The 22,357-nt window shown below is 41.9% G+C and carries 15 protein-coding genes, 1 pseudogene and 1 riboswitch; of the genes and pseudogenes, 6 read left to right on the top strand and 10 right to left on the bottom strand.

The window, feature by feature from the left end:
• Positions 1 to 63 precede the first annotated feature (63 nt).
• The 4 genes from AN213_RS10140 to AN213_RS10125 form a co-directional block, all read right to left on the bottom strand.
• Positions 64 to 2,142: a S9 family peptidase gene (locus AN213_RS10140; RefSeq protein WP_055020584.1), complete on the bottom strand. Its 2,079-nt coding sequence runs from the start codon at positions 2,140 to 2,142 to the stop codon at positions 64 to 66.
• Positions 2,143 to 2,397: 255 nt separating this feature from the next.
• Entirely contained in the window at positions 2,398 to 2,967 is a 570-nt protein-coding gene (locus AN213_RS10135) for a hypothetical protein (protein ID WP_055020585.1), read from the bottom strand.
• Positions 2,968 to 3,074: 107 nt separating this feature from the next.
• Positions 3,075 to 3,158: riboswitch (cyclic di-GMP riboswitch) on the bottom strand.
• Positions 3,159 to 3,292: 134 nt separating this feature from the next.
• Entirely contained in the window at positions 3,293 to 6,430 is a 3,138-nt protein-coding gene (locus tag AN213_RS10130) for an efflux RND transporter permease subunit (protein WP_054562956.1), read from the bottom strand.
• Between the two features lie 9 nt (positions 6,431 to 6,439).
• Positions 6,440 to 7,612: an efflux RND transporter periplasmic adaptor subunit gene (locus AN213_RS10125; RefSeq protein ID WP_054562957.1), complete on the bottom strand. Its 1,173-nt coding sequence runs from the start codon at positions 7,610 to 7,612 to the stop codon at positions 6,440 to 6,442.
• 265 nt (positions 7,613 to 7,877) lie between these two features.
• Between AN213_RS10125 and AN213_RS10120 the strand changes: the two genes are divergently transcribed.
• Complete coding sequence (locus AN213_RS10120) at positions 7,878 to 10,388, top strand: zinc-dependent metalloprotease (protein WP_055198555.1); 2,511 nt, start codon at positions 7,878 to 7,880, stop codon at positions 10,386 to 10,388.
• Positions 10,389 to 10,433: 45 nt separating this feature from the next.
• Here the strand turns inward: AN213_RS10120 and AN213_RS10115 are convergent, their stop codons facing one another.
• On the bottom strand, positions 10,434 to 11,048 hold the full coding sequence (locus AN213_RS10115; protein WP_054562959.1) for a PQ-loop domain-containing transporter: 615 nt from the start codon (positions 11,046 to 11,048) through the stop codon (positions 10,434 to 10,436).
• A gap of 271 nt (positions 11,049 to 11,319) precedes the next feature.
• Between AN213_RS10115 and AN213_RS10110 the strand changes: the two genes are divergently transcribed.
• The gene (locus AN213_RS10110) at positions 11,320 to 12,459 is read left to right on the top strand and encodes a lipopolysaccharide assembly protein LapB (protein WP_055020587.1); all 1,140 of its coding nucleotides are present in this window, start codon (positions 11,320 to 11,322) and stop codon (positions 12,457 to 12,459) included.
• Position 12,460: 1 nt separating this feature from the next.
• On the opposite strand, the gene AN213_RS10105 is transcribed toward AN213_RS10110, so the two are convergent.
• The 5 genes from AN213_RS10105 to AN213_RS10085 all read right to left on the bottom strand — a co-directional run bounded on the left by AN213_RS10105 (position 12,461) and on the right by AN213_RS10085 (position 18,669).
• Positions 12,461 to 15,283, bottom strand: a complete 2,823-nt coding sequence (locus tag AN213_RS10105; protein ID WP_055020588.1) for a hypothetical protein — start codon at positions 15,281 to 15,283, stop codon at positions 12,461 to 12,463.
• A gap of 85 nt (positions 15,284 to 15,368) precedes the next feature.
• Positions 15,369 to 15,611: a hypothetical protein gene (locus tag AN213_RS10100; RefSeq protein WP_054562962.1), complete on the bottom strand. Its 243-nt coding sequence runs from the start codon at positions 15,609 to 15,611 to the stop codon at positions 15,369 to 15,371.
• A 79-nt stretch (positions 15,612 to 15,690) separates the two neighbouring features.
• Positions 15,691 to 17,223, bottom strand: a complete 1,533-nt coding sequence (locus tag AN213_RS10095) for a PH domain-containing protein (protein ID WP_095209737.1) — start codon at positions 17,221 to 17,223, stop codon at positions 15,691 to 15,693.
• A complete protein-coding gene (locus tag AN213_RS10090; protein WP_054562964.1) occupies positions 17,216 to 17,749 on the bottom strand; it encodes a PH domain-containing protein in 534 nt (177 codons plus the stop codon). Before AN213_RS10090 ends, AN213_RS10095 begins: the two co-directional genes overlap by 8 nt.
• A gap of 68 nt (positions 17,750 to 17,817) precedes the next feature.
• Positions 17,818 to 18,669 carry a D-hexose-6-phosphate mutarotase gene (locus tag AN213_RS10085; protein ID WP_054562965.1) on the bottom strand — a complete coding sequence of 284 codons (852 nt, stop codon included), beginning with the start codon at positions 18,667 to 18,669 and terminating at the stop codon, positions 17,818 to 17,820.
• A 329-nt stretch (positions 18,670 to 18,998) separates the two neighbouring features.
• On the opposite strand from AN213_RS10085, the gene AN213_RS10080 reads away from it, so the two are divergent.
• The 4 genes and pseudogenes from AN213_RS10080 to AN213_RS10065 all read left to right on the top strand — a co-directional run.
• Complete coding sequence (locus AN213_RS10080; protein ID WP_054562966.1) at positions 18,999 to 19,484, top strand: MarR family winged helix-turn-helix transcriptional regulator; 486 nt, start codon at positions 18,999 to 19,001, stop codon at positions 19,482 to 19,484.
• Between the two features lie 105 nt (positions 19,485 to 19,589).
• Positions 19,590 to 20,909, top strand: coding sequence for a porin (locus AN213_RS10075; RefSeq protein ID WP_054562967.1), 1,320 nt, complete (start codon positions 19,590 to 19,592; stop codon positions 20,907 to 20,909).
• Between the two features lie 357 nt (positions 20,910 to 21,266).
• A complete protein-coding gene (locus AN213_RS10070; RefSeq protein ID WP_054562968.1) occupies positions 21,267 to 21,845 on the top strand; it encodes a biliverdin-producing heme oxygenase in 579 nt (192 codons plus the stop codon).
• Positions 21,845 to 22,234: pseudogene (locus tag AN213_RS10065) on the top strand (YbaN family protein); the annotation flags it as partial. The gene AN213_RS10070 and the pseudogene AN213_RS10065, both read left to right, overlap by 1 nt.
• Positions 22,235 to 22,357: the final 123 nt, after the last annotated feature.

Here is a 22,357-nt window from a genome sequence, read left to right as displayed (position 1 = left end):
CACCCCTTTGAAATACAACTTAAGTTTACGCTTATAAAATTTATTTACTTATTTATCTAAGCCTTAATTCGGTAATAAAGCAATAAAAAACGCCATTTCTAATGCCTTTTCCTCAAGGCTTTTAAAGCGACCCGATGCGCCGCCATGGCCTGCATCCATGTCGGTTTTAAACACCAAAATGTTGTCATCGGTTTTAAGTTCACGCAGCTTAGCAACCCACTTCATTGGTTCCCAGTATTGCACTTGAGAGTCATGGAACCCGGTGGTAACAAGAATATTAGGGTAAGCCTGCGGCTTAATATTATCGTACGGCGAGTAAGCCTGAATCACATCATAAAACGCTGGATCATTTGGGTTACCCCACTCGTCGTATTCATTGGTCGTCAGTGGAATACTTTCATCAAGCATGGTGGTAAGCACATCTAAAAATGGCACATGACAACCTATACCTAAATAAAGCTCAGGTGCTTGGTTAACCACAGCGCCCATTAATAAACCACCAGCACTGCCACCAGACGCAAATACTTTTTCTGGGTGTGCATAGCCTTGCTTGGTAAGCGCTTGCGTAACATCAATAAAATCGCTAAAGCTATTTTGCTTAAATTGCTTTTTACCTTGCTCATACCAGTGACGACCTAGCATTTCACCACCACGAATATGTGCAATCGCATAAACAAAGCCTCGGTCAAGCAAGCTTAGTGAGCTGCTTGAAAAGCTTGGATCGATGGTAATGCCGTACGCGCCATAGCCGTATTGCAGTACTGGGTTAGTGCCATCTTTATTAAATTTATCAATGCGATAAACCAAAGAAACCGGCACTTGTTCGCCATCCCTTGCAGTAACCATTAAACGTTCTGAGCGATAATGCTCTGGGTTAAAATCACCCAACACTTGCTGTTGTTTTAATAAGGTTTTGTTACCTGTTTTTAAATCAACATCATACAAAGAACCTGGCGTCGTTAAGCTTGAATAGTAAATACGCGCAGAGCTCACATTCGGCTCAGGGTTCATGGCAATAGCAGCATAATAGCAAGGGTCATCAAACTCTAAAGTAAGACGTTCTGCTTGCTGATCCACCACCACAAAACGTGTTTGGCCAAGCTCTCGCTCAGTGAGGATAAGATACTCATCGAAAATTTCGACCCCTTCTAGCAACACGTTCTCGCGATGCGGTGTATGCTCCTGCCAACGATTTTTATCGGCAATGGTGCTTTGCGTCGCGGTCATTAAACGAAAGTTTTTCGCTTGCCAGTTGGTAACAATGTAAAAGGTATCACCTAGCTTATCGACATCGAACTCATGGCCTTCTTCGCGTGGCATTAAGGCGCTAAATTCACCCTCTGGGTTATTGGCATCAAGCACCCAAGTATCGTTTGTTTCTGTGGTCGCAAGGTCAATAATAATAAGGCTTTCATCGCGGCTTTTGCCAAGCCCCATAAAGAAGCTTTTATCTTGCTCTTCATAAACAAGTACGTCATCAGCTTGCGGGGTGCCTAAAACATGGCGGTAAACCTGAAAACCCAATAAGGTTTGCAGGTCTTTTTTCACATAAAACACCGTTTTGTTATCATTAGCCCACACCACTTGACCTTCGGTGTTTTCCAGCACATCACTAAACATCTCACCGCTGGCAATATTTTTAAAACGCACGGTATAAATACGGCGACCTTCGGTGTCTTCAGAGTAAGCAAGCAGCTGCTCATCAGGGCTAATTGCAACTTCACCTAACTCATAAAATTCGTAATCGCCAGCTAATTGATTTACATCTAACAACAGGTGCTTGTCGCGCGCTTCTATTGAGCTGCTACGATAATGGCGTGCATATTCATCGTCACCACGTACTTCTGAGTGATACCAATATTGGCCATCTTTCACGGGTACCGTGTTGTCGTCTTTTACAATACGGTCTTTTAACTCATTAAATAGCTGTTCGCGCAGTGGTTTTATGTCGGTAAGTTGTTTATCGCAATAATCGTTTTCGGCATTTAAATGCGCTAATACATCTTCATTTTCGCGCTCATCATCACGCATCCAATAATAATTATCGGTGCGCATCAGTTGATGTGTAGTTAATTGTTGAGGGTGTTTTTTTGCAACAGGAGGATGCGCTAATAAAGACAAAGAATACGAATTTGACGACACAAGAAAAACCAAAATAAAAAACGAATTGCTGGCAGTTTATCACAGAATTATACCAATCAGCTTAATTAAGTAGTCTATTTTGAGGCAATAAAACCTCGTTGATAACAAGGCAAAAATGTCGTTATTTAGTTGTTCTAAATGAGAAATAGGTTTAATCCCTCAAAATGATTAAGTATTATTGCGGGTTGGTATTAAAAAAGCCCACTCAAATTGAGTGGGCTAAGCAATGCTAAAATAGCATTTAGGGGGAAACTGTTAATGTGATACTTGCTGCCAAGCCATAGCCCAGCTTTTTCCTACACCTGGCTCAAACAGCGGGTTGTGTGAATCTTTAACACGACAAAACTCGCTAAATGGCCACGGTTTGCACATATAAATATGGCCCGTTTTTGGCTGCAGTACTTTAACACCTGCACTGTAATCGCTGCATGCTTGTGGGTAGACATAGTCATAATCTTGCAGACTATCTTGCACTCGCTCTTTACATTTTGCGATGCAATTAAACGCCACTTTTACATGCGTAATGCCCGAACCTTCAAGGGCATAAATTTGGTTTGAACGGTACGCAACCACTAAACCTTGTTCAGTCATTTTGCCCGCTTTTACCAGCGGAACATGCACGTTTATATGCTCGGCAACAGAACGTGGCCAATTATGAGGCTCACCCTGATCGGAACTGCTGATCGGGTATTCGAATGATAAATCGACTAGCTCTCCTTGCATGTCATAAAAGGTTACAATCACCCTATCTCCAACAAACAGTTGGGTATGATGATTTAAGCAACCAATCGGCAACCACTTCCCGGAGGCCATTGACGTATGCATAAACAAAATATCACCCTAAGAACAACTAATAGGCATTATCTAACAACCGAACAAAATAAATACTTTTAGTTTGAGGCAAGTGAACCAAAGCACTAGATTATGTGCTTATCAGCGGTCCCGCTATCATAGTTTAAAACCTTAGACCGGAAACTTTGCGTCCTAACCTTTCAGTTAGTTTGCCAAAAACAAGACTGAGTATAATCGTGACCGAACCACAAATCAAACAAAAGAATGTAACCAAACGTCTTATATAGCAAATAGTTACTAGCAAATGCGTTAGGTACAAAAAAGCCAACCTCTAGGTTGGCTTTTCGCAAGTGGGTTGTTAATCCCTTGCTAGCTTTCTTCTGGTCGCTACTCGGTGCCCGGCACGGAATACATTCAAGAAGCCATTTCCCACATCACTCATTACAATATACAAACAAGGTACTAGTACTAAAGTGATTAGAGTTGCAAACATAACCGCAAAACCAAGTGCAACCGCCATTGGGATTACAAACTTAGCTTGCAAGCTGGTTTCGAACATAATCGGTAATACACCGGCAAAGGTTGTAATTGATGTCAGGGTGATTGCTCTAAAGCGCGCACAACCTGCTTCAATAACCGCTTGGCGAGTTGAAATACCTTCTCGGCGTGCTTGGTTTACAAAGTCGGTCATAACTAACGAGTCATTAATTACAACACCGGCTGCGGCAATCAAGCCAAAGCCCGACATCAAGCTAATATCTAGACCAAACCAGAAGTGACCCCAAATAGCTCCGGTTAAGCTAAATGGAATAACCGACATAACAATAAGAGGCTGCGAATAGCTCTTAAGCGGCACTGCAAGCAAGATATATACTAAAATCATACCACCGATAAAGAACATGATTTGCTCGTTAGCTTGCGCTTGTTGTTCTTCAATAGAACCACCTAGCTCAGTTTTAACTGATGGGTATTCCTCTTTTAACTGCGGTAATAAGTTCTCATCAACTTGCTTAACCACTTCACCCGGTTCAATCGCTTCTTCATCGATACTGCCGTAGATATACACAGTACGATAGCCACCTTCACGGCGAATATAGCTAATACCTGGCTTTTCGTTCAGTTCAACAACATCACCCAGCATCACCTCTTGGCCTGCAGGCGTTGTGATAACAGCGTGCTTTAATGATGCAAACGCTTCACGTGTTAGTTTCGGGTAACGAACCATAACACGTACTTCTTCACCGCGACGAATAACACGCTGAGCTTCACCACCGTAAAAGCTTGCGCCCACTTGGTTAGCAATGTTGGCAAGGTCTAAACCTAGATCATATGCCACAGGTTTTAGACTTAACTGCACTTCTTTGCTCGCCGGATCGATGGTCGAACTAATATCAAATAAGCCTTTTTGCTGTTGTAATAGTTGGATGAAACGACGACCTGCCTCGTTTAAAGTATCGATATCTGGGCCGTAAAGTAAGTAACCAAACTCACCATCCATTCCACCGCCATTTACATCATCGTAAATTTGCAGCGATTTCACACCTGGGATACTTGGCATTTGTTCACGCCAACGACGAGATAATTCGAATGCGTTATACGGGCGAAGCTCCTCATCTACCAGCGGAGCAAGTAATTGTGCTTCAGTACGACCTTGGTTGAACACTAAGATATCGCGAATTAGCTTTTGGCCAAACTCTCGTTCTGTCTCTTGATCTACCTTGTTAACCATGGCTTCGATTTCACGAATAGCATTAATCGTTTGCATATCCGAAGCATTTTCATTCATTTCTAAACGAATTTGCGGGAAGTCATGAGGTACTTTTGGTGTTGGTACCACACGCACTTGATTTGATGAAATTAAGCCAAACGTCAAAATCAATAAACCGATAAACGCAAATAGCACAAACCAACGCCACTCCACACACAACTCAATAAAACGCTTATATGGGCCATTTACAAAGTTAAAGAAACGTTTGTTAAAACGCGCTCGCCAGCTATTAGGATTAATTGGCGGAAACTTAGTGTGGGCAATATGTGCCGGTAAAATAAGTTTCGATTCAATCAAACTAAATATCAGACACAGAATTACCACCACGGCGATACCAAAGAAGAATGCGCTTTCTGGGCCACTTGATAAGGTGAATGGTGCAAATACAGCAATCGTTGTTAAAACACCAAATGTTGCTGGGGTAGCAACGCGCTTTGCGCCATTTACGACATTTACAACACCACCGCCTTTTTTCTCAATTTCGGTGTAGGCACTTTCCCCTATGACGATGGCATCATCGACCACGATCCCCAGCACCATAATAAAGGCAAATAACGACACGATATTAATACTGATACCAAATAATGGCATCATCATCATTGCACCTAAGAAACACACAGGTAAACCAATCATTACCCAAAGTGCCAACTTAAAGCGCAAGAAGATAGACAACATAATGGCAACCAAGATAGCCCCTTGGAATAAATTGCTTTTCATCATGTCTAAACGGGCATTTAGGTAGTAAGTCATGTCCATTAATGGCTCAAGACGCAAGCCCGCCGGTAGCTCTTTATTCTTTTGCTCAATAAACGCTTTAACTGAATCAGCAACCGGGATCATGTTTTGTTCTTTGGTTGCTTTTACTGATAAATAAACGGCATTTTCACCATTAAATTTAAAGTAGCGCTCACCTTCTGTGAATTGGTCTTTAATCACAGCGATGTCGTTTAGCAGCACTTTCGCGCCATTAGCACCAATTTTTACTGGGATCTGGCGGAACTCATCACCGCTGTAGTATTGATTTTCAACACGTACCGAGATAATACCTGCGTCAGTACGTAGTTGACCTGCCGAGATATTCGCAGAGTAACGACGTACTGCACTAGCCACCTCACTTAAAGTAAGGTTATATTGACGCAGTGAATCAGGGTCAATTTCAATTGCAATTTCATCAAGTGGTACATCGTTTTGCACCAGTGACACATTGGATAATTGCAGTAACTCATCTTCAATTTTATTTGCTACTGGCTTTAACTCAGTAAGTGGAATATCACCTACCAGCGTCATACCGATTACATCTTGGCGAAATTCAACCTGACTAATCGTCACAGGCTCCATGCCCGCAGGGAAAGTCGCAATACTGTCTACCCGTAGCTTCACTTTATCGAGTACATCAGTAAGTTCTGCATCAGTGTTGATCTCTAAACTTGCACGGCCACTATTTCGAAACGAGCGATATACACCACGTTTAATTTCGGTGACATCTTTTAGTGACTCTTCAATCTTGATCAGAATACTTTCTTCAATTTCCTGTGGTGAGGCCCCCGGATAATTGGCTTGTACTTCAATATAGTTAATTTCAACATTTGGGAACATCTGGCGCTGAATAGTGAAATAACTAATGATCCCCATGATGATGATAAACACCATCATTAAGTTAGCAGCGACCGAGTTATTGGCAAAATAAGCTATAAGGCCAGACTGTTTTTCTGTGTTTGTATCAGTCATAGTGCTACCTTAAAGCTTTTCAACCGCTGCAGTTTCTGCATCGCTTGTCATTTCTTTCATTCCAGCAACCTTCACTTCCATACCCTCTTGCGGGTACTCAGGCAGCGTCAGAACCAACTGGTCATTCACTTCAAGGCCATCACTAATGTAGAAGTACTCACCCTCTTCACGCACTACGGTTACTTTACGTGGTTCAAGTTTATTCTCGTCGTTCACAATCCACACCGTTTGGTTATTCACTAAAGACTGTGGTAAACGGTAGATGTTTTGTAATGTTGCACCGGCAAAGCTCACTTGTACGTAAGCACCAAATTTAATAGGTTGTACGTCGTGCTTTAAGCCGTATGGGTCATCAACACGAACAACTAAGTTGCTCATGCGAGTCGCGTTATCAACAACGCCTAGGTCACGGTCAATTTCGGCTTCACGAGTAAAGCTGTTTAAGCCTTTATTGATGATAGTCGCTTTAACGCCTTTTAAGCGTTTTGGCAAAAATACACTATCGAAACCAGCGATTGGTACAATGATTTCTGCACTTTCAATATTATTAATTTCAGCAACTTGGCTGCCTACATTAATGTATTGACCGACACCTATTTCACGGCTGATCACCAATGCATCGTAAGGTGCTTTTACCTCACAGCGAGCAAGGTCACGCTCGGCACGTTTTAATGCAGCTTGCGCTGATTTAACAGCGGCTTGCGCGCTTAAAACTTGAGGCTTACGTAGGAATAAGTCAGTGCGCTCACGTTCTGGGTAACGTCTTGCTTCATCCTCTGCCACTTTAGCTTGTGCTTGCTCTTCGATCAGTGCCGCTTGAGCACTAGCAAGTGACGCCTCAGCTTGTAGTACAGCTGCTTCGTAGTTATCTTTTTCGATGGTAAATAACACTTCACCACGAGCTACGATGCCACCCGCAACAAAGTTTGGGTGCCAGCTTGTAACTTCACCAGCCACTTGCGAGGCAAGTAAGGTACTTTCAAGCGGTTTCACTTCGCCGTAACTATTAATAATCACTTGATGATCATCACTTGCTACTGGCTCAACCTGTACTAAAGGACGCACATCAACTACATCCTTGTCTTTAGGCTCTTGAGCAATCGCGTTGATTGCCTTAAAACCAGCAACACCAACGATTAATGCAACAAACGGTAATATCCATTTTAATAAACTTGTGCGCATAACTTACACCTATAATATTTTCACTGGCCCTATCATACCAAAGCTGACAGAAACATTAATGTGACATTTGTAAGGAACTGTTACAAAAACAGATAAATTGGCAACACAAAAATCAAAACTTATCTAAGAACAATTTGTTACAAACAAAAGTCACATAATATCAAAAACTTACAAAACCACCTTCACACTTGTTAACAAACAGCCTTTTATCAAGGGGTTAATTCATTAAACTTGATTGAGAAATAATTAAAGGAACGAGTTAACAATGAAAATAACAAACATTGCGCTGGCACTAAGCTTAGCGTTTGCCATGAATGGCCACGCCGCCGAAACAAAGAAAGAAGAAAAGAAGCCAAAAACACTGGCTGAAATGATCAAAGATAAAAGCGAGTTTGCCGGTGTTTTCAGCATTTACCAAGATGCGAAAACCGGCGATAACTTAATGGTGATCGACCAATCTCAACTTGATACACCATTTGTGTACTTTGCTCACACCGTTGATGGTGTTACTGACGCAGGCCACTTCAGAGGGGCATATCGCGAGACAAAGCTAATTGAGTTTCGTAAATATTTTGGCCGCATTGATATTATTAGCAAAACACCGCGCTATAAATTTGATGAAAACTCAGCCTTAGCACGCTCTGCCGATGCCAACATCAGCGAAGCTGTGCTTGCGAGTATTAAAATCGAAAAAGAAGAAGACGGTAAAATTGCTTTTAATGTTGATAAGCTCTTTTTAAGTGAAGCACTGCATAAAGTATCACCGTGGGCGAACCCAAAAGATAAAAATGCCAGCAAGCGCTTTAAACTTGGTAAGTTAAACGACAAAAAATCGCGAATCGTTAAACAACGCCCTTACCCAAATAACCTAGATGTTGTAGTGGATTATGTATTTTCTAATGCCAACCCAACAGTACGAGGTTCAAAAGCCGTAAGCGATCCTCGTAACGTTTCAATTAAAGTCCAGCATTCATTCGTTGCGTTACCAAAAAATGATTATCAAGCTCGCCAAGATGACGCACGTATTGGTTATTTTACTAACGAATTCGACAATATGACATCAGCGGATTGGGCACCTTATGAAGATGTCATCAAGCGCTGGGACTTACAAAAGAAAGACCCATCAGCGGCACTTTCAGAGCCAGTTAAACCGATTACTTGGTGGATTGAAAACACTACGCCAGTTGAGTGGCGAGACACTATTCGCGATGCAGTACTAGCATGGAATAGCTCATTTGAAAAAGCAGGCTTTAAAAATGCCATCAAAGTAAAAGTACAACCTGATGACGCCGATTGGGATGCGGGCGATATTAACTACAATGTATTGCGTTGGACTGCATCACCGCGCCCTCCATTTGGCGGTTATGGCCCTGCCCTTGCGAACCCATTAACCGGTGAAATCTTAGGCTCTGACATCATGTTAGAGTATGTTTTCATGAAAAACCGTTGGATGTACGACACCTTATACACTCAAGGTGCAGCCACGCTTGAAACTAGCCAAAGCAACACAGATTTACATTGCTCACTGGGCCACAGCATTCAAGAAAACATGCTACTTGCTAAAGGCTTAGGCACAGGTGCGAGCATTGAAGACAAAGAGATTTTACGCCAAGGCTTAACTCAGCTAGTTTTACACGAAGTGGGCCATACCCTAGGTCTTAACCACAATATGAAATCATCTATCTTGTGGGATGAAAAAGAAGTTCACGATAAGAGTAAAACGCAGGGTATCGTAACGGGTTCAGTTATGGACTATGCACCAGCAAACATTGCCCCTATTGGTATGCAGCAAGGTGATATCTTCCAAACAAAACCAGGCCCTTACGATGATTGGGCAATTGAATACGGCTACAGCCAAGCATTAGCAGATAAAGCCGCTGAGCAGCAACGCCTTGAAAAAATTCTCGCTCGCTCATCTGAGCATGCTTTAGCGTTTGGTAATGATGCTGATGATATGCGTGCCCCAGGCCGCCATATTGACCCTCGTGTAATGATTGGCGATATGTCATCTAACCCTGCCGCATATGCTGATGATCGTATGGAGCTTATCAATAAGCTGTTTACTGAACTTAAAGACAAAGCCACGGTTAATGGTGAGTCATACCAACAGCTGGTTACCTCAGCGAACATTTTATTTAGAAGCTACAGAACACAAGCAGGCGTGGTATCTCGTCAAATTGGTGGTGTTTATGTAGAACGTAATGTGGTGGGTGATGACAAAAATGGCGCACCATTTACGCCAGTGCCACTTGAGCGCCAGCAACATGCAATGCAAGTATTAGCCGACAAAGTATTCTCGCCAAATGTACTTTCGAGCATGCAGCCACTGTATAACTACCTGCTACAGCAACGTCGTGGCTTTAATCATTATGGTAAGAACGAAGATCCTAAACCACATGGCATGATTTTAGGCATGCAAAAGCTGGTACTTGCTCAGTTGTTACACCCGGCTGTTATGCTGCGTATTTCAGACAGCGCAATGTATGGCAACGAGTATTCACTTAACCAATTTATGAATGACTTAACAGCAAGCATTTTTGTAGACAGCAAAAAAGCAAATACCCTAAGTCACAATCTACAAGTTGAATATGTGAATCAGCTAATCGCGATTGCTGGTTTAGGCAAAGCGAGCAAGCACGATAACCTAGCCAAAGCTGCTGCGCTTTATCAATTAAATCAAATTGCTGATATGAGCGTACCATGGGGGGCAGACACCGCAGCTAAAGCCCATAAGCAATATATCGATCGCTTAATTAGTAAGGCCCTCGAAGCATAATTAAAACAACACAAAAAAGGCTGCCACTTGGCAGCCTTTTTGTTTTTAAGCCATTGCTGGGCGCGATTTATAATACTGAATACACCCTAGTTGAGCGGCATTAGTCAGCAATATCATCACAAAGGTTAATATGTGAGACACACTCGGTGTCGCCATAGCAAGCTCGGCAGCGAGGCCGCAGCTTCCAGCAACAAACTGTAGGCTAAAGTAGCGCGCACTTAAATTACTAATATCACCACTTTTAATGGTTTTATAAGTCTGCGGCATAACACGAATAGAGCTCATGACTAAACCTACATAGGTTAGCCAGTTAAGCACCATTGCTGTTTCATAATGAGGGTTAAGCAACAAACCAAAAGGCACGACCGACATGGCTAATAACCCAGCTAGCTGCATGCGTTGCTTTCGCGCAGCGTTGTAACGAACAAAGTAGTAAAGAATCACACCACTTAGCATGCCGGTAACAACAAACGGCAAAACCATGTAAAAACGCTGAAAAAACAGGTTAAAGGTGATGAAATATAAACTTTGCGCGACACCAAAGCTCATCATTAACAGCGAAACGCCCGACACACTGCGATTTTTACGGATCTTATTTAAAAGCGGATAAAAGCTAAACGCTAAAATAAAGCATGAAATAATCGGCAAAAAGTGCGCCAAAACAGACCTCTCTCGTTACAATTTAGTTAATAAGTTAGCAGTTTATAAACTGCCCATGAAATTACAGTAAATACCTGTTTTTAAAGCAATTTAAAAGAGCGCGGCATTGTAATGAGAGCGCTTTAGAATGCAATAAAGAATAAAAAATAAACAACAGTCTATTGGCAAGATATCCGTACAAGCTGTTTACAGCTGATGACACTAACGACTGACTTGAATAATTAATGTGATCTGGGTACATTGATTAAATAGTGCTCAGGAGGGTTAAGCCATGAAGTCAATTTTATATGCGCTTGTTTTAAGTACTTTTTTATTTGGATGCAAGAGTACAAAACAACAACCAACGCCACCACCGAGTGTGGCCAGCTTACTCAATGCAGCACATTTTAAACACGTTGAACTTAGCGACCCTGAGCTTTTTACGCTCCCTGCGGATGAGCAAAAACGTTTTCTTAATTATTTTACCAAACGTCAAGGTGGTGATTTAAGGGATGACCAAATCCTATATCACTATTTAGAAAATAAGCTCACCAATTTTAATTACTTTAGCGCCACACTCAATGCCCAGCAGACTCTTCAAGGTCATCAAGGTAACTGTATTAGCTTAGCAATTTTAACCCATGCTTATGCTCAACTAGCAGGACTTCAAACAGGCTTTCAGGCAGTGTCGAGTGAGCCTGTTTATAGTAAACAAAATAACATCGTGTATGTATCGGGCCATTTTCGCACCAAAGTCTACGCCCCTTTAAATGAGGACGATAATTACTTGGTGCCACCAGGCACAGTCATCGATTACTTCCCGGCTCGTGGTAGTTTTTACTCTGGCCGCGCTGAATTAAAAGATTTAATTAGCCGTTATTACAGTAACTTGGCTGCAAAAGCACTGGCCTTGAAACAATTCGACTTAAGCTATAGTTATATATTAAAAGCCAATGAATACACCCCAAATGCAGCAGCACTTTATAATCTAGCTGCCGTTTTACATCGCCAAGCGGGTGATTTAGCTGGAGCAAAACATATTTATCAAACAGCAATGCAGCATGGCTTTAGCGATACAAATTTACTACATAATTACGCAGTGCTGGCCGAGCAACTTAATGATCAAGTTTTGGCTGAGCAGCTCAATTCACAGTTAGCGATGCTAGAGCAGGATCCATTCGAGTTACTGGCAACGGCAATTAACGCCCGTAACAATGGCAAGCTTTTTAAGGCAAAACAACAACTCGAAGACGCTATTGCATTAGCCCCTTATTTATCTGAACCCTATATAGAATTAGCGATTCTTAGTTATCAGCAAGGTAATGAACAAAGTAGTAAGGAATGGTTAGAAAAAGCCATTGAGATAGAAAATAAAGACGAAAAACTGGCGCTATATCACGCCAAGCTTTTCGCCTTAAAAGACCAACACTAGGCTATAACGAGTAATAGAAGCTTAGCCAAGCCCGTAAATCATTTTCAAAGTCGTCGCCTTCTACCCGGGCGACGCCAAAATCAAGGTTTACATCGTTTAAACCAGCGGGGCCCATACCAAAGCTAAAGTCTCCTCGCCATTTTAGCCCGTAACTTTGTGCATAGACTCGGTTATCAACTTGATGCTGTTGGTAATAAAGCCAAGGTAATAAATCTTTGTAACTAATGCCCCCGCCATAACCTTTATAGCGGTTACCTGATTGACTAATAAACGGCAACTCAGGGGCAACAACAAAGCCGCTTTGCGTGTCATTATTAATTAAGTTTGACTCATAACCGCCAAGTGCAAGAATACTGTCATCGCGATATTGCTGTGCAAAATTAACATAAACAGGAATATCAAAAGCGTAACCGCTCAACACCGTGGCAAAGTTATAGCCCTGCCAATTATTCGAGTTAGCATCACCGGATAACCACTGAGCACTCACAGACTGAGCAAAACCGTATCGCTGTCTATCATGTTGCCATTTTTGTTCAAGTCCAAGGGTTAACCATTGATCATCCCCGTTACTAAAATCACTGTAGTTATAGCTCAAACTCGGTGTAATACTAAGCTGCTGAAACTGCAACGGGTAGCTCATGGCTAAATGCGCCCCAGTGTTACTTATATTCACCGGTATTTGTGAATGGTACTGTTTTGCCGATTCAAGGTCGTAATCAAATAACAGCGCTTTAAATTTTAAATCAAACGCTGAGTACTTAGCGGCCGCAAACACCCCTTCTAATGCTTTGTCATGTAAATCAACACTGTAGCCTGCTTGTAAATCGAGCTGCTTTAAAAAGTCGTTACTTTTTACTCCAAGGGTAAGCAGCGAAGATGATGCCGAGTAATACTGAGATGCCAATGAAAAGGTGGGTTTTTGCTGCCAAATATCATAATCGGCTGGCTCAGTTGGGCTTTGCGGGTAGATTTTAGCCTCAGGTAATACTTCGCTCGTTACTTGCCCTCGTGGTGGCTCCGCACTTTTAGCAAATTCAACAACCTCTAATCCTTGTGGTTGCTCAGCAAAATGCTTGATATTCGGCCCTTCAGCAGTGATCGATAAATACAAAAGTTCACCGTTATTCATTGCCATTGGGTGTGCAACAGCTTCTTGGCCTTGCGTTAATTGGCGTAGTGAATTGCTTTGTATATCATAATGATATAAATCGAGAGCTTTATTTTTACCAGCGACAAAATAAAGCCCTTTGCCATCGGCTTGCCAATTAGGTTGTGACACATACTGATAGCCCTCTGGCATTGGCACAGTAAGTGATTTTTGGGAACTTAAATCTTGTATATACAACTGCCAATTAGCATTCAATGTCGCTTTTAAATAGGCAAGTTGTGTTTTATTAGGGCTTAGTAATGGATAGTCATAAACCGTTTCTAGGCTTTTCTCAAATAAAGGCGTAGCGACACCAGTATTGAGGTCAAGGCGCACTAGCTCCGAGAAACCATGCTTCGTTTGCTCAGCATAAACCGTTTGCCCGTTATCACTGATACTAAAGCGGCGCAGCCCTGCATGATGGGTCAAAGCGCTCACTTTACCTGTGTCGATATCATAACGGTATAAATCAGAAATACCTTGAATTGAGCCTTTAGCAACAGTTGTTGTGGCGGTAAAAAACAATGTATTTTCGTCTAACCACTGCGGGTTTTTTATACCCTGCCTATTAATTTGGTTAAGCACATGTTTTTGCTTACGTTTAAAAACACTGGGGGCTTTATCAGCAATATCAGCAGGGTCATCATCGAGTAACGCTTGTTGCTGCTTTGCAAAATCATCAGCAGCCTGTTGATTGTCATCAGTGCTATAAATGACTAAACGGGTTTCGTCATCTTTGTTGCGCTCAACAATGGCAAGCTTACTGTTATCTAAACTTAAAACAGGGTTCGAGGCGTATAGATCAAGCTCCAACCATAGCTTACTTGTAAGTGCTTGCTCACTTACTTCTTTAGCCATTGCTTTATAAGTATATTCTGCAATAAAACGGCGGTAGAGGCGCTCAGGTGAGTCGCCAAAAACGCCGCTAAAGGCCTCATTAAAATCACGTGCTTTAACCGCTTGCATGCGAGTCCAAACTGCATCAAGAGTTTGCGCTGAATAGCTCTCTTCAAGCCAAGCAAGAAAGCGAGAACCCATTAAATATGCCATTGAGCCAGCTAAATAGCCCCCTTCGGTACTACTTAATTGGCTATATCGTGGCAATGCACCTTGCTGTGCAAATTCAACCAGTATTGCCTCTGAAAGGTTGTCGTATAAACGACCCCGCCCTGTCATTTTCGACTCCAGTAGCGTTGCATACCCTTCGGCAGCCCAGCGCGGCATTTCGCCTTCAACTAAGTCATAAATATCCCAACTATTACGAATAGCTTGGCGCACGTCACTTCGAGTAGGCTGAGCAAGGTGCACCAAATGAATATATTCGTGCAAAATCAATAACTGCTGCCAGCCATCGGTGTTAGAAATCACCGTATCGGATTGTGGAGGCGTAGTAAACAAAGCCATTAAAGGCTTGTTAGTCACCGGCAAAGCAAAGCCATTGGAGGCGTTAAATGGGTCAAAAACCAGAACATCGACCACTTCATCAAGAGCACGGTTTTGCTGTTTTAGTACCTTATCGCGAACAATTTCAAGCTCTGTTGCCGCTGAACGGGCCCATTGCTGATTCTCAGTACTAAAGTGCACATTAAAGTGCTCGGTATGAATAGTTTGCCAAGTCTCTTGGCTTGAAGCGTGGCTAGCAGCAAGTAATGCCACAGTTAACAGAGCTTTTTTCATCACAATCCTTGATTAGCAAGTTGCTTAATTTAAGGGCTAGTATGCGATGCTTTTTTAAAAGGCTGAAGTTAAAAAGTGTAAGAAATTACTCGATTTTTAGCGGCCGTACTAAACCGAGTAATTGATAAATAATAAAAATAGTCACGGCAAACATCAGGCTACTTCTTAATGCACCGAGCCCCGCAATGACTAAAGCTGCGGTTACGAGTAAAGCAATTGCTGTAACGGCAACACTCACACATAAGCCCTTACACTCCTGCTGCGAACGTGCATAACAAAGTAAGGCAACAACACCTGAAATAGCTAAAATAGGTAGTAAATAAATCATTGCGCACCCGTGATTATTGACGTTGCGCTAGTATACCTCGATATTAAAACGAGTCAATGATATTGAGAATTGTTTTCATTTAAAACCAATTCCGCTCAACGCCTTCTATTTCATATAGGGAGAAATCAGCAAACTGCTCAGCCAGCTCTGCTTTTAAGTAAGGCATTGATACTGAACCAGAAGCCAGTTGTATATACAAGCTTTTAAGCTGTGATCGGCGCATTAAATAAGTGCTTATTGTGGTGACGCTTTGCGCTTTATAGATTTCAAAAACACGATACTGCACACCCAGCATGCCGGTTTTAAATACGGCAAAAAAACGGCCGTCATGTTGATACATAGCCAAACCCGTTTTTTGATAATTCAAAAACACACCGGTCATCAAAACTAAGCCCACGACAATGCTCCACAGCATCGTAGCAGCATCAAATAAGGCGTTGAAAATTAAAGCAGAAAATACAGTTGGCAGGATCACATATAAAAACGTATTTTTATAAAGTAAAGCTCGCTCAGGCTTAATAAAGTTAAGCTCTGTTAAATCAACAAACCATGGAAATAACCAGCCACACACGGCTTGCACTTGCTCTTTGGTGATTACTGGCATCACTAGCGTTTGTTTATTTTTATGTGCCGCAACTCCAGCTGCCATCCCACCACTACTCACTTGTGGGCAAATTAAGGTATAGCGATTAAGGAACCTAGCAATAATATTTTGTTTGATTTGCACACTTTGAATTTTCGACACGCTGATCGAGAGTTGCTGTCGCTCAAATAAACCTGCCACACGCTTAAACTTATCGTCCTGAAAATACAGCTGAAAGTTAAAAAAGCGCACTAAGGCCATGACAACAGAAAGTAAAATGGCACATAAAACAATGGCAACAACCATAATTAACACAGCGATTGCAGCTGCGCTGCCAACAAAAGCAGCTTGCTCATTCAGTATGGCCTCTAGGCGGTTTATGATAGTTTTTTCGAGGTACTCAAAAATCACATTCATAAATGGGGCAAGCGCAGCCAATGCTAAAATTGCCATGTTCGACATCAAACCAAACTTAGCAATTTCAGCATTGCTGATCGTTAAGGTTTTCGGTTTATCTGTTGCTTCGCTCTGCTCAACAGGTAGCTGCTCTTGCTGTTGTAACTGAGCCTTAAATTCCATAACTTGTTCACGAACTTGCTCGGCATAGCTAAGCTTAACTCCCGGGATAACAGCTTCTTGAGCACTACTACCGGCGGCATCGAAAATACAATTAACTAAATTAACTGGCTGAAAATAAAAAGGCTCGGCAATGTTTACGTTCTGTACTCGAGCAAATTTTAGGGTTAGCCGCTCTTTTTTAAATACCCCTTTATTGAGCAGTATTTCATGACCATCTGTTATGCGGTATTTAAAATTACGATAATAAGCAAAGGCATACAGCACTAAAACTAAAGAGGCTACGGCAACAGCTATTTGCCCCCAAAACAGCTTTTGCTCAACTTGCGTAACAAATAACACCAAAATTGGCAGTAAATTAAGTAGCCCATCTTTTATGAAGCGCAGTGCAAAGTGAACAATAAAATACAGTAGCGCCCATGGCGACACGCGTTGCCATTGTTGATCACTCATCGGCAAGCTCATTTTCTTGAGTTGCTGCATTATCACCATAACTTTGCACGAACTGGCGAACATCATTGCATTGTTCGTCAGTTAACCCACTGATATGTAAATCAGCACTCATGCCACCCGCACTGTAAAGCCTGAGTGTTGCGAGTCCTAACTTTCGCTCAATTGGGCCGCGATGAATTTCGGTGTGTTGCACGCGAGAAATAGGCAATAAAGTGATTTGTTGCCAAATTAAACCTCGCTTAAAGGCAATATCATGCTCTCTTACTGCCACCCCTTTAGCGCGAACGCTGTAAAGGTTGTAAACCATCGACAGTATTACCAACAATGGCAAAACCAAAAGCCAAGGTGTAGCAATAGCTTCGCTAACGGCAGGATTAAAGTGCCGTACCGCAATGATCACGGCCATCAGAGGCACATAAAACAACAACCAATTTAGTTGTACATGCCATATCGCATTATCAGCAAGTGGTTGGAATTGAATCGTTTGATGCTTTGGAAGGGTTTCTATTTGTTGATTACTAAACACGGTAATTCCTTGTAAAGGCCAGCTGTGCTGGCCTTACGTGCTAACACTGAGTTGTTATATGTTATAAATTATACCCAGCGTAGTTTTGTTGCAAGTGTGTGGCTTGCTCCTGGTGCAAGTTCAACACTATCATCAAGGACATTAGCCGCTTCTAAGCACAGCATTACGTGGTATTCTTCATCAGCAAAATTAGAAAGGCGTTTTGATTTATCAATCCATGGATTCCAAAGAACACACGATGTTGAATTTTCGCGACCTACTTCAATAATGCCATCAGGTGTAATGATACGCTGAGTGTCTTTTGCTTCGGTGTAAACCATGTCTGTTTCACGTGCGAACGACACTAATTCATTTTGCTCAAATGGACCTTCAGCAAATTCAATGTATTTCGCGCCTTGCAGACCATCTACTTTTGTTTCTTCAATTGCTGGTGTTGGGAAGTACGTGTGTAGTGCTTGAGTAAACTGTACTGTTTGGTTATCTAAGTTCGTGGTTGTTAAACGCATCTCTAAGCTAGAGGTTAAAATAAACTCAGCCAATAACTTAGTTTTATAAGGCCAATACTTTTCATCAACTTGCGCCATCGGCAATGACAAGCTGATATAAATAGAATCGTCTTGTTCTTTCACTTCTTCTGCGCGCCATAAACTTGTGCGAGCAACACCATGAGCTGGCCAGCCTTCATGTTGGCTTACTCCGAACCATGGCCAACAAATCGGAATACCGCCTCGCACACCTTTGCCTTCTTGGTAATCTTCTAATTCTGAGACCCATAATAATGGCTTTTTATCGGTTGGCGTGAACTCAGTGATCTGCGCACCTTGCAGAAAAATAGTTGCGCTACAAAACTCACTAGCAACTTTAATAAATTCAAGCCCGGTTTCACTTTGCTCAATCGTAACTGATGGCGATAACTTCATAATTCGTCCCATTTAATGAAAGAAAAATCCACCTTACCCAATGCAGTGGCTTTTAGTAAATAATATTTAGTTATTTGTATAAATTGTTTTACTACAAAGTGATGGTGTCACCTCGTAGTTACATTTTAAGTGTTAACAACAATTACTCCATCTAAATTTTAACTTTTGCTTTTTAATTTCTGCTCTAATTATTTTAAAAGCACAAAAACAACCTTTATGGCCATAAATTATAAGCAATATAGTCATTATTTATTTGAACTCAATTTATTAGATGTGTAAAATTTTTTGATTGCGGTTGCTCCACGCCGCCTTATTTAAGAGACAGAAACATGCAAAAGTATGACGAGCTACTAGTGTCGCTGCGTAAAGTGATCAGAGCCATCGACCTTCATTCAAAACAGCTCAATAAAACCTCTGGCTTAACAGGCCCACAATTACTGATTATGAACGAGGTTGCACAAACCGATGGCATAACCGCTAGTCGCATTGCACAAAATGTAAATCTAAGCCCAGCGACGGTTACTAATATCTTAGACCGTATAGAAAACCGTAACCTGATCACCCGTGTTCGTAGCCAATTAGATAAACGCCGAGTTAGTTTGCATCTCACAGAAGCGGGTAAACAGCTACTAGATCAAGCACCTCAGCCTCTGCAAGAACACTTCATTGAAAAGTTCTCAGCACTCGATGAGTGGGAGCAAAGCTTACTACTTTCATCAATGCAACGTATTGCCGCAATGATGGATGCAGATCAGCTTGATGCTTCACCTCTGCTTGAAGTTGGCGCAATCACCAAGACATTAGAACCACAGTAAAAATTAAAACTGATTGATTAATATTAATTTTCTGTGTCTAGTCTTGGGTTCAGCATGATTATCAACTATGCTTGGTAGTACCCATTCCAACACTAGCGAAAATTCATGCTTAAACTATCAAAGTTAGCCCTCGCAATAGCCTTGGGCACAACTTCAAGTCTTAGTCAGGCATCTGAAATTGATGACCTTCAAAAGCAGCTGCAATTGCTGAAACAGCAAATGCAACAACTGCAAAGCAAACTTGATGCTGCCGAAGAAAAATCGCAGCAACAAGCCGAAAAACAAGCGCAAATTGATGCACAAGTAGCAAAGCAACAAAAGCAACTTGAGCAGCAAACAGCAGCTGTTGAAGCGCCTAAAAAAGAATCTGGCATTAAGGTCGGGGGTGCAGTACGTACCAACTTCAGCCATACATCTTATAATGATGGTAATAAAAACCGCGGTGGTGACTTCGATTTTGACATCTTCAGGCTAAATTTTGCAGGCGATGTCGGTGATGTGCAGCTTAACGCTGAGATCCGTTTTTTCGATTACATGACTGCAGTTAAGTATGCCTATGCAGCCTATGACTTTGCCGAAGACTGGCAGGTACAGGCAGGTATTACCAAAGTGCCTTTTGGTAACTGGCCTTATAACTCACACAACTACTTCTTTGGCACTACTTACTATATTGGTCTTGAAGATGACCATGATTTAGGTGTGTTATTCAAGCGCAAAATTGCTGATAACTGGCAAATTGACCTTGGCTTTTTCAAAAATGATGAGCTAGGTGGCGTTGATGGTTACGTAAGCGACAGAAGCGACCGCTATTCATACGATGTTGTCGGTTTCCGCTCTGCTGATGAAGGTATCTATGCCGAACCAACCAATGCGATTGGTGAGTACAACACCTTCTCTGGTCGTTATGGTTATCACTTTGAGCATGACGGCGGCACCACCGAGCTAGGTGTTTCTGCGTTATCGGGTGGCTTGCATGACGGTGAAGATAAAGCCGGCGATTACTACGCCTGGGCTGTGCACTTAAACAGTACTATCGGTCCATGGAATTTCCAGCTACAGCATGGTGAGTATAACTACGATATCGACAACGTCGACCGTATGGCCGTGGGTGCTTATGCGTTTTACGATAGTATTGCCGCAGAAGCGACCATGACTAATGCTAATATCGCTTACAGCCTGCCTGTAGAGTGGGGTCCGGTAACAAACCTGCAGTTTTATAATGACTACGGCATCATTTATGACAAGTCAGATAACAGCGAAGATACATGGATGAATGTAACCGGTGTATCTGTTGCCGCAGGTGGCTTATTCACTTACTTTGATTTTGTACAAGCGAAAAACCAACCATTTGTTGGTGGTTCAATTGCTGGCGACAGCGACGAGACTGAAACCCGCTTCAATATCAATATAGGTTATTACTTTTAAGATACGCTTAATTAAGTGAAAGCAAGGAGCTGGCCTCCTTGCTTTTTTATTTACTCGAAACCACACAACAACCTCACGCTATCCTTAACGTTCATTCATTACTAGCAAACTTCTTACTTCACTCCCAAGTTGTCCACTATGCTTAAGGCTAAGGTCCGACCTGTACCTTTAGTTAAAACATTCTATGGATATACAAATGAAAATCATTATCATATAGTATCATTCTAAGCCCGATTTATTGTTAAAAGCTGTATAGCTGCTTTGTCTGATTATCACTTAGAAATTATGGGTATAACCCTATGACAACATCAACTACTCCGTGCATTTACTCTAAAGACGTTGCTGAGGAACATATTCATGCCAATACTCGAGCTACTTTCTCGAGCTGAAAAGCTAAAACAAGCGATAAGCATCATAACCGATGATATTGATCATCATTTATTAGCGCTAGCGCCTAGTGCTGATTTAGATAACTATAAAAAGTTTTTAACCTTACAGTATGCTTACCAGTTAGAATTAAAAGGCCTCTACGAGCATGCTGGTTTACATCAATATATAGATAACTTACATGATCGTACGCGATTATCTTTAATCAAGCAGGACTTAGACGATTTAAAGCACCCATTACCAAATCATCATCAGCAACCCTGCCGCTTTCAAAATGCTGACTTTGCCTATGTACTTGGTTGGCTGTATGTAATTGAAGGATCGCAATTTTCTGCAGCTACATTAGGCAAACAGGTAGAAGCTGAGCTAAAGTTAAATAATCAACGTGGTGCACGCTACCTTGCTAAAGCCAGTGAATACTCTAAAGACTGTCAACTAAGTCATCTTATTGATAACCTTGAGCTCTGTGAACAGCAACAAGCCACCTTGATAAAAGGTGCCGAGCAAGCACTGCAACGATTTAAGTTTTATCAGGCCCAGTTTTATTGATGAATGTGAGAGCGGCGTTTACCGCCTATAAAAATGGCTGCTATCAATTACTCGGGTTATTGATGGTGGGTTTAGGTATCATAGGTATTGCATTACCTGTGATGCCTACGACTATCTTTTTTATACTCGCATTGGCGTGCTTTACCCGCTCATCACCCAAGCTTTCTGCCTGGCTGCTAAACCACCCCAGATACGGCCAACCGTTAAGGTTTTGGCAAGAGCATAAGGTTGTCCCTACCCGTGCTAAGTTATTAGCAGGTTTTGGTATGGCTATCGGATATGCTTTTTTACTACTAAGTGCCGCGCCAATTTGGGTGATGTATTTAGTAGCAGTGATTGAATTGAGCGTATTAACCTATTTAATTAACCGCCCATCTGAGCCAAATAAACCAACCCTAATTCAAGTTAATATAACCACACAGATGCGCTTGATGTTGCTTGCTTGTTTTCTCAGTTCGCAACTAGCTGTTATGGCTTACCTCGCTATTCATTTCTAGCACAAAGAAATGTAA

The organism is Pseudoalteromonas sp. P1-8 (assembly GCF_001399985.1).
Classification (GTDB): Bacteria; Pseudomonadota; Gammaproteobacteria; order Enterobacterales; family Alteromonadaceae; genus Pseudoalteromonas.
This window is presented reverse-complemented; position numbering and strand designations above follow the sequence as displayed.

Coding starts and splice junctions, on each gene's coding strand:
- AN213_RS10085 (WP_054562965.1), bottom strand. CDS start 18,669: ATGAAGTTATCGCCATCAGTTACGATTGAGCAAAGTGAAACCGGGCTT.
- AN213_RS10135 (WP_055020585.1), bottom strand. CDS start 2,967: ATGCATACGTCAATGGCCTCCGGGAAGTGGTTGCCGATTGGTTGCTTA.
- AN213_RS10100 (WP_054562962.1), bottom strand. CDS start 15,611: ATGATTTATTTACTACCTATTTTAGCTATTTCAGGTGTTGTTGCCTTA.
- AN213_RS10080 (WP_054562966.1), top strand. CDS start 18,999: ATGCAAAAGTATGACGAGCTACTAGTGTCGCTGCGTAAAGTGATCAGA.
- AN213_RS10075 (WP_054562967.1), top strand. CDS start 19,590: ATGCTTAAACTATCAAAGTTAGCCCTCGCAATAGCCTTGGGCACAACT.
- AN213_RS10070 (WP_054562968.1), top strand. CDS start 21,267: ATGCCAATACTCGAGCTACTTTCTCGAGCTGAAAAGCTAAAACAAGCG.
- AN213_RS10120 (WP_055198555.1), top strand. CDS start 7,878: ATGAAAATAACAAACATTGCGCTGGCACTAAGCTTAGCGTTTGCCATG.
- AN213_RS10110 (WP_055020587.1), top strand. CDS start 11,320: ATGAAGTCAATTTTATATGCGCTTGTTTTAAGTACTTTTTTATTTGGA.
- AN213_RS10105 (WP_055020588.1), bottom strand. CDS start 15,283: ATGAAAAAAGCTCTGTTAACTGTGGCATTACTTGCTGCTAGCCACGCT.
- AN213_RS10125 (WP_054562957.1), bottom strand. CDS start 7,612: ATGCGCACAAGTTTATTAAAATGGATATTACCGTTTGTTGCATTAATC.
- AN213_RS10130 (WP_054562956.1), bottom strand. CDS start 6,430: ATGACTGATACAAACACAGAAAAACAGTCTGGCCTTATAGCTTATTTT.
- AN213_RS10095 (WP_095209737.1), bottom strand. CDS start 17,223: ATGAGTGATCAACAATGGCAACGCGTGTCGCCATGGGCGCTACTGTAT.